Source organism: Spiroplasma clarkii (genome assembly GCF_002795265.1).
Classification (GTDB): Bacteria; Bacillota_I; Bacilli_A; order Mycoplasmatales; family Mycoplasmataceae; genus Spiroplasma_A; species Spiroplasma_A clarkii.
Genome location: NZ_CP024870.1, coordinates 1,204,478 through 1,222,394, shown reverse-complemented (window position 1 = coordinate 1,222,394; position 17,917 = coordinate 1,204,478). Strand labels below are relative to the sequence as shown.

Annotated in this window: 26 protein-coding genes, 1 riboswitch and 1 other annotated feature; of the genes, 25 read left to right on the top strand and 1 reads right to left on the bottom strand. The window is 29.8% G+C overall.

From position 1 onward, the window contains the following. Positions 1 to 15: 15 nt before the first annotated feature. The 10 genes from SCLAR_RS05585 (at position 16) to SCLAR_RS05540 (ending at position 6,232) form a co-directional block, all read left to right on the top strand. A complete protein-coding gene (locus SCLAR_RS05585; protein WP_100254044.1) occupies positions 16 to 312 on the top strand; it encodes a transposase in 297 nt (98 codons plus the stop codon). Positions 313 to 437: 125 nt separating this feature from the next. Beyond that, the gene (locus SCLAR_RS05580) at positions 438 to 1,160 is read left to right on the top strand and encodes a DDE-type integrase/transposase/recombinase (protein WP_146637825.1); all 723 of its coding nucleotides are present in this window, start codon (positions 438 to 440) and stop codon (positions 1,158 to 1,160) included. A 123-nt stretch (positions 1,161 to 1,283) separates the two neighbouring features. Beyond that, positions 1,284 to 1,754 (top strand): transcription elongation factor GreA, encoded by a 471-nt coding sequence (greA, locus tag SCLAR_RS05575; RefSeq protein WP_100254948.1) that lies wholly within the window; start codon positions 1,284 to 1,286, stop codon positions 1,752 to 1,754. A gap of 41 nt (positions 1,755 to 1,795) precedes the next feature. After that, positions 1,796 to 2,683, top strand: coding sequence for a 16S rRNA (cytidine(1402)-2'-O)-methyltransferase (gene rsmI / locus SCLAR_RS05570; RefSeq protein WP_100254947.1), 888 nt, complete (start codon positions 1,796 to 1,798; stop codon positions 2,681 to 2,683). A 50-nt stretch (positions 2,684 to 2,733) separates the two neighbouring features. Then, positions 2,734 to 2,997, top strand: a complete 264-nt coding sequence (locus SCLAR_RS05565; RefSeq protein WP_100254946.1) for a hypothetical protein — start codon at positions 2,734 to 2,736, stop codon at positions 2,995 to 2,997. 190 nt (positions 2,998 to 3,187) lie between these two features. Next, positions 3,188 to 3,268: a sequence feature (ribosomal protein L21 leader region), on the top strand. Between the two features lie 9 nt (positions 3,269 to 3,277). Next, a complete protein-coding gene (gene rplU / locus SCLAR_RS05560; RefSeq protein ID WP_100254945.1) occupies positions 3,278 to 3,628 on the top strand; it encodes a 50S ribosomal protein L21 in 351 nt (116 codons plus the stop codon). 6 nt (positions 3,629 to 3,634) lie between these two features. Further along, entirely contained in the window at positions 3,635 to 3,946 is a 312-nt protein-coding gene (locus SCLAR_RS05555) for a ribosomal-processing cysteine protease Prp (RefSeq protein WP_100254944.1), read from the top strand. Position 3,947: 1 nt separating this feature from the next. Beyond that, positions 3,948 to 4,238 carry a 50S ribosomal protein L27 gene (gene rpmA / locus SCLAR_RS05550; protein ID WP_100254943.1) on the top strand — a complete coding sequence of 97 codons (291 nt, stop codon included), beginning with the start codon at positions 3,948 to 3,950 and terminating at the stop codon, positions 4,236 to 4,238. Positions 4,239 to 4,344: 106 nt separating this feature from the next. Beyond that, entirely contained in the window at positions 4,345 to 5,700 is a 1,356-nt protein-coding gene (locus SCLAR_RS05545; protein ID WP_100254942.1) for a Sapep family Mn(2+)-dependent dipeptidase, read from the top strand. Positions 5,701 to 5,710: 10 nt separating this feature from the next. Beyond that, positions 5,711 to 6,232, top strand: coding sequence for a ferritin-like domain-containing protein (locus SCLAR_RS05540; RefSeq protein WP_237243792.1), 522 nt, complete (start codon positions 5,711 to 5,713; stop codon positions 6,230 to 6,232). 17 nt (positions 6,233 to 6,249) lie between these two features. Here the strand turns inward: SCLAR_RS05540 and SCLAR_RS05535 are convergent, their stop codons facing one another. Further along, entirely contained in the window at positions 6,250 to 6,912 is a 663-nt protein-coding gene (locus SCLAR_RS05535) for a hypothetical protein (RefSeq protein WP_100254940.1), read from the bottom strand. Between the two features lie 482 nt (positions 6,913 to 7,394). On the opposite strand from SCLAR_RS05535, the gene rpsB reads away from it, so the two are divergent. The 15 genes from rpsB to SCLAR_RS05460 all read left to right on the top strand — a co-directional run bounded on the left by rpsB (position 7,395) and on the right by SCLAR_RS05460 (position 17,882). Continuing rightward, positions 7,395 to 8,192 carry a 30S ribosomal protein S2 gene (gene rpsB / locus SCLAR_RS05530; RefSeq protein ID WP_100254939.1) on the top strand — a complete coding sequence of 266 codons (798 nt, stop codon included), beginning with the start codon at positions 7,395 to 7,397 and terminating at the stop codon, positions 8,190 to 8,192. A 17-nt stretch (positions 8,193 to 8,209) separates the two neighbouring features. Then, positions 8,210 to 9,082 carry a translation elongation factor Ts gene (tsf, locus tag SCLAR_RS05525; protein ID WP_100254938.1) on the top strand — a complete coding sequence of 291 codons (873 nt, stop codon included), beginning with the start codon at positions 8,210 to 8,212 and terminating at the stop codon, positions 9,080 to 9,082. Between the two features lie 12 nt (positions 9,083 to 9,094). Then, positions 9,095 to 9,886, top strand: a complete 792-nt coding sequence (locus tag SCLAR_RS05520; RefSeq protein WP_100254937.1) for a hypothetical protein — start codon at positions 9,095 to 9,097, stop codon at positions 9,884 to 9,886. A 57-nt stretch (positions 9,887 to 9,943) separates the two neighbouring features. Continuing rightward, positions 9,944 to 10,034: riboswitch (TPP riboswitch) on the top strand. A gap of 31 nt (positions 10,035 to 10,065) precedes the next feature. Continuing rightward, complete coding sequence (locus SCLAR_RS05515) at positions 10,066 to 11,010, top strand: energy-coupled thiamine transporter ThiT (RefSeq protein WP_100254936.1); 945 nt, start codon at positions 10,066 to 10,068, stop codon at positions 11,008 to 11,010. Positions 11,011 to 11,155: 145 nt separating this feature from the next. Beyond that, complete coding sequence (gene pyrH, locus SCLAR_RS05510) at positions 11,156 to 11,881, top strand: UMP kinase (protein WP_100254935.1); 726 nt, start codon at positions 11,156 to 11,158, stop codon at positions 11,879 to 11,881. Positions 11,882 to 11,884: 3 nt separating this feature from the next. Beyond that, the gene (frr, locus tag SCLAR_RS05505) at positions 11,885 to 12,433 is read left to right on the top strand and encodes a ribosome recycling factor (protein ID WP_100254934.1); all 549 of its coding nucleotides are present in this window, start codon (positions 11,885 to 11,887) and stop codon (positions 12,431 to 12,433) included. Between the two features lie 11 nt (positions 12,434 to 12,444). Further along, positions 12,445 to 12,708: a hypothetical protein gene (locus SCLAR_RS05500; RefSeq protein WP_100254933.1), complete on the top strand. Its 264-nt coding sequence runs from the start codon at positions 12,445 to 12,447 to the stop codon at positions 12,706 to 12,708. Further along, positions 12,693 to 12,968, top strand: a complete 276-nt coding sequence (locus SCLAR_RS05495) for a hypothetical protein (protein WP_100254932.1) — start codon at positions 12,693 to 12,695, stop codon at positions 12,966 to 12,968. Before SCLAR_RS05500 ends, SCLAR_RS05495 begins: the two co-directional genes overlap by 16 nt. A gap of 82 nt (positions 12,969 to 13,050) precedes the next feature. After that, on the top strand, positions 13,051 to 13,797 hold the full coding sequence (locus SCLAR_RS05490; protein ID WP_100254931.1) for a Pr6Pr family membrane protein: 747 nt from the start codon (positions 13,051 to 13,053) through the stop codon (positions 13,795 to 13,797). Between the two features lie 147 nt (positions 13,798 to 13,944). Beyond that, positions 13,945 to 14,331 (top strand): 30S ribosomal protein S16, encoded by a 387-nt coding sequence (gene rpsP / locus SCLAR_RS07330; protein WP_100254930.1) that lies wholly within the window; start codon positions 13,945 to 13,947, stop codon positions 14,329 to 14,331. Then, positions 14,331 to 14,588: a hypothetical protein gene (locus SCLAR_RS05480; protein ID WP_100254929.1), complete on the top strand. Its 258-nt coding sequence runs from the start codon at positions 14,331 to 14,333 to the stop codon at positions 14,586 to 14,588. Before rpsP ends, SCLAR_RS05480 begins: the two co-directional genes overlap by 1 nt. Further along, positions 14,575 to 15,075, top strand: coding sequence for a ribosome maturation factor RimM (gene rimM / locus SCLAR_RS05475; RefSeq protein ID WP_100254928.1), 501 nt, complete (start codon positions 14,575 to 14,577; stop codon positions 15,073 to 15,075). Before SCLAR_RS05480 ends, rimM begins: the two co-directional genes overlap by 14 nt. Then, positions 15,075 to 15,806, top strand: a complete 732-nt coding sequence (trmD, locus tag SCLAR_RS05470) for a tRNA (guanosine(37)-N1)-methyltransferase TrmD (protein ID WP_100254927.1) — start codon at positions 15,075 to 15,077, stop codon at positions 15,804 to 15,806. Before rimM ends, trmD begins: the two co-directional genes overlap by 1 nt. 4 nt (positions 15,807 to 15,810) lie before the next feature. Further along, the gene (rplS, locus tag SCLAR_RS05465) at positions 15,811 to 16,179 is read left to right on the top strand and encodes a 50S ribosomal protein L19 (RefSeq protein ID WP_100254926.1); all 369 of its coding nucleotides are present in this window, start codon (positions 15,811 to 15,813) and stop codon (positions 16,177 to 16,179) included. Between the two features lie 173 nt (positions 16,180 to 16,352). After that, positions 16,353 to 17,882, top strand: coding sequence for a hypothetical protein (locus SCLAR_RS05460; protein WP_100254925.1), 1,530 nt, complete (start codon positions 16,353 to 16,355; stop codon positions 17,880 to 17,882). Positions 17,883 to 17,917 lie beyond the last annotated feature (35 nt).

The window sequence follows — 17,917 nt, the reverse complement described above, 5'->3', positions numbered from 1 at the left end:
GAAAGAGGTTTTTTTATGGGACATTACTCAGCAAAGCAAAAAGAAAAAATAATTTTAAAATTTAGAGAGAGCAAGACAAAGGCCAAGAATTTTGTTAAAAGTTATGGCATCTCAGATCAAACACTTTTAAATTGGTGTAAAAAGTATGATCAATCTGGAATTGATGGTCTTGGGGCACCAAATTCAGCTGATAAAGAAGAACTAATAATTTTAAGAAATGAAGTTAAAGAACTGAAGAAGAAAAATGCCGAATTAGAAACTAGAAATGAAATGTGAAAAAGAATTGAGGCCCTGATAAGTAAAAAAAAGTAGTTAAATGGGAGCTTAATATAATTAAATGCTTAGTTGTTGAGGAATTTATCTACAATGAATTCAAAATACCTAAAAATGGCTTATTAAAAATTGCTCAACTTCCAAAAAGTACATACTATGAATGAGTGAAGCAAGGGAAACCTAGGGTAAGATATTATGATCATGATTTTTATTTAAATATTGAGCAGAGCTTTATTGATTCAGGAAAAACCTATGGTTGTAAAAGAATTGCAATAGATTTGCTCACTAAGGGGATAGCTAAGTCATCACATAAAAAAATATTGAGATACTTTAAAATGAGAAGCATCTCCACCAATAATCATGTGAAATGAAAAAATAAGGTAGCAAAACCTGAAAAGGTTGGTAAATACCCAAACTTGTTAACTGATCCTGAAAATTTTGATAAGTATGGTGATGTTTTTTCAGTAGACATAACAGAAAAGGAATTCAATGGTGAAAGATACTATACCTGTGGTTTTTATCATATTAAAATGAAAAAAATCTTTGGTTTAGTAACAGAAAAAAATAAAGGGAATCAACTTGTAGAAAAATCATTTCTAAAAATGACTGATGAATTTGGTGTCTTCTTGCCAAACAGTGTAATACACTCAGATAATGGTTCTGAATTTAAAGCATATAATTATAAGTTGATGCTAATGTACTTTAATTTGATTCCAAGCATGTCAAGAATAGCCAAGTCTACAGATAATGGTTGGATTGAAGGGTTTTGATCAGTTTTTAAAAGAGAATGCTTAAAAGAAAATTACTGTTATAAAGGACTTGCTGAGTATCAGCTAAATGCAAGTTTATATCAAAAATTTTACAATTATGTGAGAATAAAGTTGTAAAATATGTGTGTCCGGAAAAAGGTTACCTGTCACAATTATGTGAATTAAAGGAAAATGGCAAAAATATTTACATATTATTAAATAAAAGAGTATAATATATTAGTTAACAAAGGGGTTTACATTATGGACAAAGAAATTATTTTAACGAATGAAGGTTTAGAAAAACTACAAAATGAGTTACAACACTTACTTAATATCGTTAGACCACAAGTAATCCAAGAGCTTGTGGAAGCACGTGCACAAGGTGACTTATCTGAAAATGCTGATTATGATGCTGCTAGAAATAGACAAGCTGAAGTTGAAGCAAGAATTAAAGAAATTGAAACAATGCTTTCAAAAGTAAAAATTATTGATGAAAAAGATAAAAAAACATTTGGAGCCAAAATTGGAAGTACTGTATCATTTACTAACTTAAAAACTAATAAAGAATTTGCTGTAAAAATAGTTGGAGCTATTGAAGCAGATCCATTTGAAAATAAAATTTCAAATGAATCACCACTAGCAAAAGCTATGATTGGGTATGATGTTAATGAAACTGTTGAAGTTAGGGAATTAAAAGAACCTTATAAAATTAAAATTACTTCATTAAAATAGGCCTAATTTAAGTTAGGTTTTTTTATTCGGAGGTGCAAATAATGCTACAAATTAAAAAAACATTTAAGGACAAAAGCCCAATAATTTATGTTGTTGGAACGCCAATCGGGAATTTAAGTGACTTTTCACCAAGAGCTGTAGAAACTTTAAAAACTGTGACTAAAATCTATTGTGAAGACACCAGAACTAGTAAAAAATTGCTAGATCACTTTCAAATCAAGAACCATCTAGTTTCTTTACATAAATTTAATGAGTTAGAAAAGGTCTCTGAGTTAAGTTTTGATTTAAAACAAGGTAAAGATGTTGCAATTATCACAGATGCAGGGGTCCCTTGTGTTAGTGATCCAGGAGCCAAAGTACTTAATTGTTTGATGAACTCAGAAATAAATTTTGCGATTTGTCCAATTAATTGTGGTCCAGCATTTATACATGCTCAAATAATGTCAGGTTTTGAAGCAAAAGGACTTGAATTTCTAGGTTTTTTAGATAAGAAACCTCAACAATTAAAGAACCAATTTTTAAACTTGACTAACCTGACAGATAAATTAGTTATTTTTTATGAATCAGTGCATCGCATTCAAACTACAATTAATATTTTAAGTGCCTTGTTTGCAAAAAACTGTCAAGTGGCAGTAGTGCGAGAGATTACTAAACTCAATGAAGAAATCATTGTTGGTGATTTAAAAGAAGTAAGTGCTTATATTAATTCACCAGAATTTGTTCAAAAAGGTGAGTTTTGTGTAGTTTTAGATAAAAACCTCCAGCCCCAAAGCAATGCAGCAACAAGTGTTGATTATTTGAAATTACTAGATGAGTTAATTTTGCAAGGAGTTTCAAGAAAAGAAGCAGTAAAAGAAATTGCAAAAAAATATGGTTTAAATAAGAATGAGCTTTATCAAAAAAGCTTAAACTTTTTGGCAAAAACATAAATTATCATTCGATTAAGTAATTGGGAGGTGATTTTATCAGAGAACTAAGCATGGAAGAAAAATGTGAAGTTGTTGGTGGCGCTGGAGTTTCTGGTGCATTGCTAAATGGTATTGGTGACATTTTAAAAGTTGGTTTTTCATTCATTAATGACATCATATCAACAGTAGCAACAACAGTTTTTCTTTTTCAACACCCAAATGATTATGACAAACTAGATGTTAAAATTGGTGACAATTCAGTTAAATATGATCGTTCAATTCAAGCTAAAAGTGCTGCTGCAAATCAAGATTTTGCTGCTAAATCATTTTTTTAAAAGTAATTAAACTTGTTTTGCACTAAGCCTAGTCCAATTCAAGATTGCAAGATAAATTATTAATTAACCTCATTGTTAGTAAGGAGTGATTATTTCCAAGTAAACAATGGGGTTTTTCTTTACTCTGACTTGCAAAAAAAATTAAAAAAATACAAATTTTGAGTGCAATTTAGGGTAAAATTATTTAGGTTGCTAGTTTCAACCGCTCTTTTGTGTGTCTACAAGTAGTGAATAAACTTCACTCACATACAAGGCGAGTCTAGACTGGAGGAAAGAATAGATGTATGCAATTATTAAAACTGGTGGTAAACAAATTAAAGTACAACCAGGGGATGAAATTTTTATCGAAAAAACATTAATTGAGGAAGGTAAAAAAATCACTTTTTCTGAAGTTATTGCCACTGATAAAGAAATTGGTGCTCCTTTTGTAAAGGGTGCTAAAGTTGAAGGAACTGTCCTAAAACAAGGTAAAGAAAAGAAATTACGAGTGGTAAGATACCATCCAAAGAAAAATGTTAACAAAGTCTATGGTCACAGACAACCATACACAAAAGTTAAAATTGATAAAATCTCAACAGGTGCTGCTGCAAAACCTGCAGCAGCAAAACCAGCTGAAACTAATGAGGCATAGTTTAAAGTGGTTCAAGCAAAAGTAACTTTTCGAGAACAAACTATTCAACTCATTGAGATTACTGGTCATGCTGAGGCTGGTGAATTTGGGAATGACCTTGTCTGTGCTGGTATCACCGCAATTGTTAGTGGTGCTTTAAATGGTTTAGATCTACTACATCACAGCAAGGTAAAATTAACAGTTTTAGAAAACCAAATAATCATCAAAGTTATAAAACAAGATAGTGATTTGCAAAAACTATTACAATTCTTGTTAATTCAATTACAAACAATAAATGTTCAGTATCCAAAAAATTTTGCAATAGAGGAGGTGCTTTAGGATGCGTTTCTTATTAGGATTACAATATTTTGCTTCTAAAAAAGGAGTTGGGTCTACAAAAAATGGTAGAGACTCAGAATCAAAACGTTTAGGAGCTAAAAAATCAGATGGAGAATTTGCGAATGCAGGTTCAATTATTTTTAGACAAAGAGGAACAAAAATTCACCAAGGTGCTAATGTTGGTCGTGGTGGAGATGATACATTATTTGCTTTAGTGTCAGGTATTGTTAAGTTCCAAAAATTTGGGAAAAATAGAACAAGAGCAGTTGTTATTCCCCAAGAAAAAAAATAATTAATATTTTCAGACAACCATATGGTTGTTTTTTTTGTGCATTTGTAAAAAATCATTAAAAATTAAAAATTTAAAGAGTATGATTAAAGTAGATGGAGGATTTCGTATGAATGTAGATAAAAAAAACTTATTAAATGATTACTTTCCAATAGCATTGGAAAAAACAAAAGAGCTAGTTAAAATACCTTCTTTCAGAAAAGACCCTAAAAAAGGTGAAGCAGTTCCCCAAGCAATTCAAGCTGCACTAACATATTGTGTTAATTTGTGTCAAGAATTTGGAATGAAAACTTTTATTGCTCCTGATTTTATGTATGGTTATGCCGATTACGGGACTGGTGACAAATTATTTGGTATCATCTGTCACTTAGATGTAGTTCCACCAGGAAATTTAGATGAGTGAAAAACTAAACCTTTTGAACCAGTTGAGATTGATGGAAAGTTATATGGAAGAGGATCATTTGATGACAAAGGTCCAACCCTAATGAACTTATATGCTTTTAAATACCTAATTGACAATGGTTTCAAACCAGATTACACAATTAGATTTATTTTTGGAACAAGTGAGGAAACTACTTGAGAATGTATGGAAGCATACAAAAAACATGAAAAACTATGCGATTTAGGTTATGTACCTGATGGTCATTTCCCAGTAGTTTATGCTGAAAAATGAATTAGTGATGTAGATTTAGTTGGTAAATTCACCAGTGAGTTTGAAATTACTGGCGGGGAAGTTTACAATGCTGTTAATGACTTAGTGAAATATAAAGGTCCAAAAGTAGAAGAGATTAAAAAGTTCTTAGATCAAAACAAAATTGAGCAATATATGAAAGATAATGACTTATATGTTAAAGGTGTCTCGGCTCATGGTAGCTTACCATTTAAAGGGGTAAATGCAGCCAACTGATTGTTGACAGCAATTAATAGTGTTGGTTTAAAACATCCCCTAGCAGAGTTTGTAAGCAAACATGTTAATGCTGATTTTGAGATGAAAAGTGTCTTTGGAGATTTGAAAGATGAGACAGGAAACTTAACAGCAAATAACGGTATAATAAAAATAACTCCCACAGATTTTCGTTATACATTTAATTTTAGAGTACCATGTACTCGTGACCCAAAAGTTGATGTAAATGCTGTTTTGACAAAAGCTTGTCAGCCATTTGGCATTAATGTGGAAGTTCAAGATATTGAAGATAGTGTCTACTTTGACAAAAATGGTGATGTAGTTAAAAATATAATGTTAGTTTACCAAGAAGTAACTGGGGATTTAACTAGTGAGCCAATTGCAATTGGAGGTGGTACTTTTGCAAAATCAATGCCAAATATGATTGCCTTTGGAGCTGAATTTGACTTAAATGATTCAACAATGCATGCTTATAATGAGTATGTTAAAATTGAGGATTTGAAAAAAATGATGGAAATTTATGCAAAGTCAATTGTTAAATTAACCACTATCAAGAAATAGGAGAAGTATTATGAAACCAGAAATTTTAAAAGATTTACAACAATATATTGATGAACATTTAAAAATGCAATTAATTTGTTTTAATTTAAGTGAAGCTTGTGATAAACTTGGTTACCCAGGATTTAAACATTTCTTTCAAGTCCAATCACAAGATGAAATGTTACACCAACGAAGAATTATGAATTACTTAATGGATCGTGATGCAACATATAAAATGAGTGGAATCAAAGTAGAAACAAAGACATTTAAAAACATTATTGAAATTTTGAATGAATATGTGGCTTTAAGAAGTTATTTTGCAAAAATTTCAGATGACTTTTCTGCAAATGCTTTGAAAGTTAATGACTTTCAAACTGCAAAATTCTATGAATGATTTATTATTGATTTCTTTGAAGAAATTTCAGAAACAAATGATTTAATTGCTTGACTTGAAATGTCTAATGGTAATCACTATGACATTGACAAGAGAGTTGCAAAAAGAACTGAACCTGATACTGAAGCAGTAATTGATCCATTTGCACCACACAAATAAAAATAAAAACTTGACAATTAGGTCAAGTTTTTTTCCGCATCACTTTCAACTAAATTTACATTATTTTTTAAAGAAGTTAAGGTTAGTTTTTCAAAAACCAGGTAACTTCAACCAGCCATGAAACCTGTTCAGGCAATTTTCTTAAATGTTTTATTGTTACCAAAATTTAAACAAAGAGCAATTATATTACCTAAAAAATAGATGCTAATGATTGTATAGACAAAGAGTGACTTTGGTCTATGTTCATCAAAAAGGAATAGTATAATTATTGCTCAAGAATTAAATAGTCACACAAAGGTAAAACTAAAAATAAGTAAACTAACAATAAAAGCAATTTTAGTTGAACACTTGTAATAACAGTCAATAGTTTCTTGATCAACAGTTATTTTTTTCTTTGCCACTTGGTAAGCTAGAATTAGATATGGTAAAGAAATTGGAAAAAATCAATAACTTATAAAAAAGCAAAAACGAGGAATTTTTGGGAAAGCTAGTTCAAGAAAATTCATCAATAAAGCTAAGGTGAAAAAACCAAGTCAAGCAAGTTGATAGTCAATTTCATCTTTAAAATCCATATCTAAAAAATGCTGAGTTAAAATTTTAAATAGTACAAAAGTAACCAATAAATTATTTAGAATAAAAATTACTGTAAACAAGATATTTTTTTGATTTATTTTTTTCATTACTCCTCCTTCTAAATAAATTTTATCACTTTTTTGTTAAAAAGGTCTTGGTGGTAATTAATGACAGTCAAATATTTTTGTTAGACATAATTTTTAGAGTTATGATTAATTTGTAAAATAAAGTGAGTGAGTTTTCTGGTGTTGGTGTTTCACCATTACTTGAAGAAATAGTTTAAAATTATGCAGATATTAGCAATAATTATTTATAAAAACAAGGCTGGTACAATTAATTGACAAAAATACTAAGAAAGAAGTGTGCAAAATTGTCAAAATCTTCTCAATAAAACCAAGATAATGGATTGCAATTGCAGGCAAATATCTTTATACTAATTATGTTGTATAAACTTTATTTTAGGGTATGCAATCACATTTGGGAATTCAACCACCTAGTGCTATTGGTTTAATTAAATAGTGGTGGTTGTTTGAACCATTTGGAAGTCTAACAAATTACAATTTTATAAAAACAATAAGGAGTAGAAAAAATGGCAAAAGATTTAACAAGAGATCAGCTGTGAGATGCAGGTGCACATTATGGACATCAAACAAAGAGATGAAACCCCAAAATGAAACCTTACATTTATGGAGCTAAAAATAAAAATCACATTATTGATTTACAACAAACATTATGAAGGTTAGAAGATGTTAAAAAGTTTGTAACTTCAATTGGTGAAAAAAAAGGAAAAATTATTTTTGTTGGTACAAAAAGGTCATCAAAAAATGCAGTAAAAGAAGCTGCATTAAGAAGTCAAAACTTCTACATTAACTCAAGATGATTGGGTGGAACTTTGACAAATATGAAGACAATTTCTTCAAGAATTAAAACACTATTAGATATTGAAATTGAAGAAAAAACAGGAAAAATTAATCTAAGACCAAAAAAAGAGCAAATTAAAATCAAAAAAGAAAAAGCAAAATTAGAAAAAACATTAGGTGGAATCAAACATATGCGTAAATTACCAAATGCAATGTTTGTGGTAGACCCAAAAACTGATGAAATTGCAGTTAAAGAAGCTAGAAAGTTAAACATTCCAATTATTGCAATTTGCGATACTAATGTTGATCCAGATATGGTAGATTACATTATTCCAGCAAATGATGACATTCAAGAATCAGTTAACTTAATCACTAACTTCATTGTTGATGTTTATGCTGATGCAGCAGGATTGAAATTACAACCAAGTAATTTAAAAGTTGTAGCACAGAAAAAAGAAGAACGTCCAGCTGGTGGACCAAGAAATTACACACCAAATAGTGATTCAAAACTAGTAGATACTAAATAAGAAAAGGAGAGAATAAAATGGCTGTAACACCACAATTAATTAAAGAATTAAGAGAAATGACTTCAGCAGGTATGATGGACTGTAAAAAAGCTTTAGAAGCTACAAATGGTAACATTGATGATGCTGTGGTTTGATTGAGAGAAAATGGATTAGCAAAAGCTGCTAAAAAAGCAGACCGTGTTGCTGCAGAAGGTGTCGCTTTTGCAAAATCAAATGGTAAACGAGGAATTATTTTTGAAATTAATTCAGAAACAGACTTTGTTTCAAAAAATGAAAAATTTATGACCCTAGTTAATGAAATTGGGGAAGCATTATTAGAATCAAATGCCAAAACACTTGAAGAAGCATTAAAAGTAAAACTTAAATCTGGGGAAACTGTTGAACAAGCATGTATCTCAGCTACTGCCACAATTGGGGAAAAAATTGAGGTTAGAAGATTTGATGTTGTTGATGGAAACACAATTTCATTCTACAATCACGCAAATAGCCGTATCTCAGTTTTACTACAATTTAGTGGTAACATTGCAGAAGAAGATGCTTACAACTTATGTATGCATGTTGCTGCTATGGCACCAAAATACTTATCAAAAGATGATGTTCCAGAAGACTTTAAAGCAACTGAAATGCACATCATTAAGGAAACAACTGACTTAACAGGTAAACCTGAAAAAGTTGCTGAAGGAATTTTACAAGGAAAACTAAGCAAAAAACTTGCCGAAGTAACTTTACTAGAACAAGGTTTTGTTATGGATGAAAAAGTAAAAGTTAGTGAATTTGTTAAGCAAAAAGGTGCAAGCCTAGTAACAATGTATCGTTTTGAAGTTGGAGAAGGAATCGAAAAAGTAGTAACTGACTTCGCAGCTGAAGTAGCTGCTCAATTGAAAGGTTAAGTGAGTAGAAAAATGATATTTGCAAATTATGATTTCATCGATGGAGCACTATCTAAAGATGGAGCACTTTTTACCAATTTTGTTATTTTATTAGGAATTGGTTTAGTGGTAACATTAATACCAACATTATATGCCTTATACTTATTTGTTGGATTCAAAAAAAGTGAAGGTAAAAAATTCTTAAGTAAACCATGGTTTGCTGGAATATTAATAGCAGAAGTGCTAAGTATTATCTTTTGTTGTTTAGGATGAATGTTCTTTTTTGGAGAATTCATCTTAGGAACAGGTAGTGAGGCTGGAAACAAAGCCTTTACTTTAGTACTTACTTTTACAATTTTAACTTATGTAACAGCAGTTGGATGATATGCTATTTTATTATTTTGAGCACATTACATTTGAATTCAAATTGAAGAAAACCAAATTGTAACAATTTCATCAACTATTAAAAAAGAAAAAATTGTTAAAGTTATCAAAGATGAAAATAAAGGAAAAGTATATATCAATTTTACTGAAAGTAAAACTAGTTTGAAAAAATTAAGTTTTAGAATTGGATCTACAATGACTCAGTTTATTATTGAAAATCTTTCTGCTTCTGGAATCAAAGTTGAAGTTGGGAATCAAGAAGAATTTTACCAAAATAAAGTTGTTGAATTGAAATCAGTTCCAGCTGAAAAGCTAAGAACTGCAGCAAGTAAAAAAGATGATTCAAAAGCAAAACCAAAATCTGAATCTGCTAAAACAGAATCAGAACCAAAAACTAAAACTGAACCAGAAACAAAAACAAGTGAAGATACTGAAAAGTAAATTTCAAATTCTTAAAAATCTCATTTTATGAGATTTTTTTTAGTTTATGATTAAATTGTAAAAAGGCAGAGGTAGTTGCAAGACTTGAGAAATACTCTTTGAACTTGATCTAGTTAATACTAGCGGAGGAAGTCCTATAAAATTATTAAGATTCTGTTTTTTTATGAAGGGAGAACTTCATGAAAAAAAATACATGAAACATTTTAACGATAACATTAGCAAGCCTAAGAAGCATTCTTCTCTTGGGTTTATTAACTTGACTTGCTATTGTTGTGGCATCTAAAAATAAAGTTGATGCCAATCCACTTACAGCAAATGAAAAAACTCTAATTATTTTTTGTTTTATTTTTGCTTTTTTAGCATTTAGTTTACTTACTACAAATATTGTACTGCTATTTATTTATGACCTTAATGTTTTTAACATTAAAGTAGTAATTCTGGCAGTAATTACTTTAAATATTGAACTTTTAGTTTATTTAGTTATCAACTGAGCAGAAGTTTTTAGAACTATTAGGTGGTCAAAACCTCAAAAATGATCAATTTTTGACATTACAACTATGGGATTATTATTAGGAATTTACTTGATAATTGATTATGTTTCAAGTTTTGTGCCAGTAATGCCATTTTGAATTACACCATCTTTTAAATATGTAGTTTTATTTTTTGCAGCTTACATACTAACATTCAGCTGTACTTTTTCTCTTTGTATCATTATTGGTTTTATTACAATTATTATGCCAGGAACTGCAGTTATGTCACCAGTTCAGTATATTTTTGATTACTTTGTACCAATTATGGCATTTTCATTGGCAAGTTTCTTTAGACCAATTGAAAAAATAGATAACAAGGTTGTGCAAATTCTCCAATGAAACTTGTATGTTTTTGTACCAATGCTAATTGTTTATTTATCTAGAGTAATTAGCGGGATTGCTTTTTGGTTAAATCCTGCAGTTTATGATGGAGTCAGTTATGAATTCAACTGAAATGGAGCATTTACATATTCACTAATTTTTAATGCTTTCAATAGCATTGTTGATTACTTTGTTTTGGTAATCTTAACTCCAATGATTTGTATTCCTTTAACTGTTATCAAACACAAGCAAGAAATTAATCGTCAACAATAAAATGGTATGTTTTTTTGCAAGATTTATTTTAAAAAAGCAAGATCTTGTAAATATTTTTATGGTCTTTGCAAAAAAACTCTAAAAATAAAAGGTTATTTATCATTAAATAACCTTTTTTGTTATAATCAATTTAAGTGAGGTAAATATGGAATTAAAGTTTAAACGTGTTCTATTAAAAATATCTGGAGAAGCACTCAAAAGCGGTGCAGATGATATTTATGAGAAGGACAAATTAGATGATGTTGCAAGACAAATTATTGAATTAACAAATGAGGGTTTGCAAATCGGACTTGTTATTGGTGGAGGAAACATTTGAAGAGGTAAATTAGCTGGGTCTCTTGGATTACATCGCATTGAAGCAGATTACATGGGAATGTTAGCAACAATAATGAATGCATTGGCACTTGAAGCTTCCTTAAAGAAAATGGATTTTGACAAGGTAAAAGTCTACTCATCATTGGAAATCAAAACAGTAACAACTGCTTATAATTATCGTGAAGCACGAGAAAAATTAGAGCAAGGTTATGTTACAATTTTTGCAGGAGGAACAGGTTTCAGTTATTTCACCACAGATACTGGAGCTTCAATCCGGGCAATTGAAATTGAAGCAGATGCATTACTAATGGCAAAAAATGGAACCAAGGGAGTTTATGATAGTGATCCAAACATTAATCCCAAGGCTAAGTTTTACAAGCACTTGTCATTTGATGACCTAGTTTCAAAAAAATTACAAGTAATGGACTCGACAGCAGCCACTCTCTCAAGAGATGGAAACCTAAATGTTGTTGTGTTTGACATGAATGGCCACAACAATATCAAAAAAATGGCTTATGGAGAATTAGAAGCCACATATATAAATACGGAGGAATAAAAAATGATAAATGTTTTATTAGAACAAACAAAAAAAGAAATGCAAGGAACAGTTGCTGCATTTGAAGACTACTTAACAAAGGTTAGAACTGGTAGAGCAAATGCAAATATGCTAAAAGGAGTTATGGTTGACTTTTATGGAACACCAACTCCAATTGACCAAACTTCTCAAATTTCTGCACCTGAACCACAACAACTTGTTATCAAACCTTATGATCCAAGTCAAATTGGGGTAATTATTGCAGGAATTAATAAAGCAGATTTGGGTTTGCATTCACTAGCAGAAGCAAACCTAATTAGAATTAACATCCCAGCTTTAACTGAAGAAGTTAGAAAAGATTTAGTTAAAAAAATGTCAAAGGAACTTGAAAGTTTTAAAGTTAGAATTAGAAATACACGTCGAGATGTTAATGAAAAAATTAAAAAAAGTTCAGACTTAGCAGAAGATATCAAAAAAGATGGAGAAAATAGCGTCCAAAAATTAACTGATGAATTCATTGCTAAACTAGATGCAATGGCAAAAGCAAAAGAAAAAGATTTAATGACAATCTAGAGGAAAAAAATGTGATTTGTAAAATTTGTAAACAGGTAATTTCACAAGAACAAGAATTCGTTAAAGATTATTTTGATGAAAAGGTTGAAACTTACCATTGTTCTTGTCATTTAGAACAATTTGGTGATATCAAAGAAATTGAAGAAGCTAATACTTTGCAGTATAAAAAAACCTATGAACAAAATGTTGGTCAATTTTCAAATTTTGTATTCTTAATAATTTTAGCAGTTTCAATAATTTTAGGATTGGTGGGAATTATATGGATACTAGTTTAAAAGAAGTTTGTTATTACTGTAAAGAAGTTTTGTTAGAAAACCAACCCACAATTAAAATCAAAATTATTGAAACTGGACCACTTAATTTATATCATCTTGAGTGTGGTAAAAAAAGGAAAAAAGATTACAAGTACACATTGTTAGCTACAAATTCAAAACCCCAATCAAAAAATTGGTATTTCAAAACCATAATTGCTCTTTTTGCAGTTTTTGTAATTGAAATGATTATTTTAATTACATTAATTGTAATTAAGTCTTAAGAAAAATTTTATCTAACAAAAGTTGTTTTTTTTGAAAAACGACTTTTGAATTTTTGAACCAATATTTGAAGGAGTGTATCTTATGAATAAGATTAGAATGGCATATAAATTAACCTTTGCAATTTGAGGATTGGCAAGTATTTTAGCTGCTTATTTATTTAAAATAATTGATGGGACTGAAATTAAAACTACTTATCTAGGCAATTATGAGATCTTTACTATTGACTTTTTATCAACTTTTACAATACTTTCAAATTTTTTAGTATTATTTTGATTGCTATTTGCTGCAATTTTTTATAAAAAAGAAGGAGAAGCAAAGTTGCTTTCACAAACAAGTGGCTTAATTGCAAGTGTTTACATCTCAGTGACTCTAGTAATTTACAACTTTGTCTTAGTGCCACTAGACTCTGCTTTTCCTAAAGATTCATTTAACCAATATGTTTCAATTATGAACCATGTTATTAATCCACTTGCTTTTGTTTTTTATTTCTTGGTATTAATGCCAAAAAAAGAGCATATTAATTTAAATGAATTTTTCTTAAAAAGATTTTACATTATTTTTTGTTTGATTTTAGCATATTGTATTTATGCAATGCTAAGGGGAGAAATGCGTTTTCAATCAAGTGGAGATTTGTATGAAAGTCACAACCTCTTCTACCCATATTTCTTTTTAAATGTCCACAAAACTGGACCACTTAATTTAGCAGGGGGAGTTTGGTTTGCAATTGCTTTCTTTGCAATTATTGCTTGTTTAATTGGATTTTGCTACTTGTACAATTTTAGTAGCAACTTAATAATTAAAACAAAGTTTTATCAAAATCTTAATTAAGTTTAAAATACCTGAGAAAGGTATTTTTTTAGTTGTAATTGCTTAAAAATAGTTAAGAAATTAAGGAAGTTAAGTTAAAGTACTTGACTTTAATTTTAAATAATATATGATTAAAAGGATCTTAACAGAGTATAAAGGAGGAAAAACATGGTAAAACTAAGATTGAAAAGAGCTGGTAAAAAAAGAGCTGCATTTTACAGAATTGTAGCTTCTGATTCACGTGTTAAACGTGACGGTGAGTACATTGAATTAGTTGGTACTTACAATCCAATCAATGGAGCAGTTGACCTTAAAAATGAAATTGCTTTAAAATGATTACAACAAGGTGCTCAACCAACAGATACAGTTAGAAATATCCTTTCAAAAGCTGGGGTTATGACTGATTTACACAACTCTAAATTAGATGCTAAAAAAGCAGCTGCACCAAAAGCAAAAGTTAAAAAAGCTGCTGCCCCAAAAGCAGCAACTAAAAAAGCAGCCGCACCAAAAGCTACTGCAAAAGCAGCCGAACCAGCTGCAACTACTGAAGAATAATGGACTTTGCATTTCAAACCATTAAACAAATTTTAACTGATGTCTTGCCAGAGAGTGTGAATTATATTTTTCAACCAAAAGCGGAATTTGAGGATTATTATAGCTTTATCCTGGTTATTGATAATAATGCCAAAAGCATTGAACTTATTAACAAAACTCCATTAATACCTACCATCCAAAATGCTTTAAATTTGGATATCTCAACTATTGGTAAAAAAGTTGAGATTGAAGTGGAAATCTTTGATGAGTCTGCTTAAACAACTAACAGAAATAGGGGTTCTAAAAGCAACTCATGGTATTAAAGGTGAATTTAAGTTATGGATTAATGATGACATTATTTTTGAACACAGTCCAATTGGTAACCAACTCTTTTTACAAGATAAAAAGAATAATTTTGATGTTTATACAGTTGAAAAATTCTACTCAGTAAAGGTTAAACAAATTGTTAAATTTAAAGAAATCAATACTATTGACCAAGCTAAAGGATTGGTGGGTCAACAAGTTTTTGTTAAAACTGATCAAAATTTAATAACAGTAAAAACAACATTATTAGGTTTTGCAGTCTATTGTCAAGAAAAATTGTGAGGTCATGTGATTGAATTGATGAATAATGGTGCTTATGAACTTATTAAGGTAAAAAACAACCAAGTGGAATTTTGAGTTCCATGTGTTGATAAATATATTGTAAAAATTGATAAAGCTACAAATTCAATTTATGCAATAGATTTAGAAATGCTTCAATAGTGAAATTTTCTATTATTACCCTATTTCCAAATTTAATAAGTTCTTACATAAGTGAATCAATTATTAAAAGAGCAATTGATAAACAAAAAATTGAGATTGATATTATTGATTTGCGTCAGCACACAACATATTCTCACAATCAAGTTGATGACTACCAATTTGGTGGTGGCAAAGGTATGGTTTTGATGGTTGAACCTGTGGTTAATGCCATTAACAGTTGTAAAACCAAAGATTCAGTGGTGCTATTAACAAGCCCACAAGGAAAAACCTGAAGTCAAAATTTAGTTAAAACTTTTAAAAACAATTACCAACACTTAATTATAGTTTGTGGTCATTATGAAGGCTTTGATGAAAGAATTTTAGATTACATTGACTTTGAAGTTTCAGTTGGTGATTATGTTATTACTGGTGGTGAACTGGCAAGTTTAATTGTGGTGGATTCAATCACCCGGTTAATTGAGGGAGTTATTGCTAATGAATCTCATCAAAATGATAGTTTTGAGAACAATTTATTAGACCATCCAGTTTACACAAAACCAGTTGAGTTTGATGGCAAAAAAGTACCAGAAGTCCTATTGAGTGGACATCATGCTAATATTGAAAAATTCAGACAACAAGGCAGAATTAAAAATACTTATGATAAAAGGCCAGATTTATTAGAAACAAATAATTGGTCTGCAGATGATCTAGATTATTTAAAAAAATTACAAAAAAAATTGAAAGGGGACTAATTTTATGAACATGTTAACAAAGAAAACTAAAGAAATTGTTGATGAACAATTAAACCAAAATTTACCTGATTTTTCATCAGGTGACACCATTAAAGTTAATGTTAAAATTCAAGAAGGAGATAACTACCGTATTCAAGTTTTTGAAGGAGTTGTTATCAAAACTCAAGGTAGTGGTATTTCATACTCTGTTATTGTGAGAAAAAATTCAAATGGTGTTTTTGTTGAAAGAACTTTCTTGGTTCATTCACCACTAATTGATTCAATTGAAGTTGTCAAACGTGGACGAGTAAGAAGAGCAAGAATTTATTACATCAGAAAACTATCTGGAAAAGCTGCTCGTATTAAAGAAATTGTGACAAAAAAGGCTAAATAAATCGAATGCATCACCTGATGCATTTTTTATTTCTTAATTTCATTCAAAATTTATTAAAAGTGATATAAATTTGTTAAAAAACTTTCAAATTCAACTTAATTCTAGCATTTCTTGTCAATTACAGTTGAAAAAAAATTACTTATATATATACTTAAAAATAGGAGAGGGTTATTATGGGATTCAAAAAAGGGGCACTAGTAATTTACCATGACCAAAATTGGGTTGTGAACAACATTGAAGATAGCACCACACCAAGTGGTTTTTTGACGTTGTTGACTATCAAGAACATAATTACCAATGAAATTAGACAAGTTCGAGCACAAGATGTTCAAAAATTTGTTGTTAATGAAAAAAAAGTTAACTCCTCAGACACTAGAATTATTAATGACCTTTTTAATGATGGTGTTAGTGCAAAGGATAGATTCCATGAAGATTCAGGAGATTTTGACCATTTTCATTTAAATGAAAATGAAACTAGTTATGGTGTTGATGAAATTGAGGTTGAAAAAGCCCCAAGTTTTGAAACTCAACCCCTAAATCAGCCAAAAACTCAAGAAGTATTTAGCAATATTGTTCAAGAAAGAGCAAATAAAAAGCCAGATTATGCAAGTGACTTTAAACCCTTATCAATTGTTGATGAAACCATTTCAGATATGACCCCAATTGGTGAGTTAAGCACTTATGAGTTTATTCCAACTCGATTAAAAAAGAACACAGCAACTCAAACAGCACCACAACCTGAGCTTATCACACCAAAAAGCAAACAGGTTTCTATGACTGATCCCACTATTGTGGTTCAAAAACCACAAAACTCAAATACTATTAAAACTGAAAGAATTTTAACTGGGCATATGACAGGAAATTCAAAAGTTAAGTACTTGGATGATAATGTATTTGAAACTGCTAAAACTCAACCTTCAATTGAAAGACCAAAAACTGCACCATTACAGTCAAAACCAGAGTACAAAAACACAACTCAAACTGATAAAATGATGTTAGAAGGAATTACAAATAAGTTTCCAGAAAATGATCTAACTAAATCAAAAACTTTTGGCCCACTAAATACTCGCCGTTTAATTGAGGAATATGAAAACCAACAAGAATTTATTAAAAATAAAGGTAATTTGATTGATAGCGAAGAAGAGTTGACAGGATTAGTGTATCAAGATGCAAATTCTTTAAAAAATAATCTCTTTAAGAATTCAAAAATTTACAAAACCTTTAAAAAACAATCATTAGGTTTAATATTAATTTTTGTCTTTATGCTTTTGGTGCCAATGATTGGAATTTTTATGAAATTAGCAACATTTTGATTAACAGCAAAGATGTTTAATCTTACCATTTTAACTATAATTAACTTTAGTCTTACTGAGGTCACTTTTTCTAACATAATTTACTTAGTTTCTGATATTTTGTTAATAATTATTACACCAATTTTGATTTTGACATTTATGATTTATTTAGTGTGCTATTTGGTGAGCACCAACAGCCGTCAATTACAAAAACTTGCAATGTTTAACCAATTTGTTCGTGCCAAAGATCATGTCATTGAAGGTATTCAAGACTATAATAGCCAAACTAGCCGATATTTTGTTAAAATTCACAATGAAATGAAGGAAATAAAAAAAGAAATTTCAGACTTAAAAAAAGTTACAACAGCAGATAGCACTGAAGTTCCAAAAACTGTAAAAGTTGCACATTAATAGTGCAATTTTTTTTATTTTCCAATAAAATATAA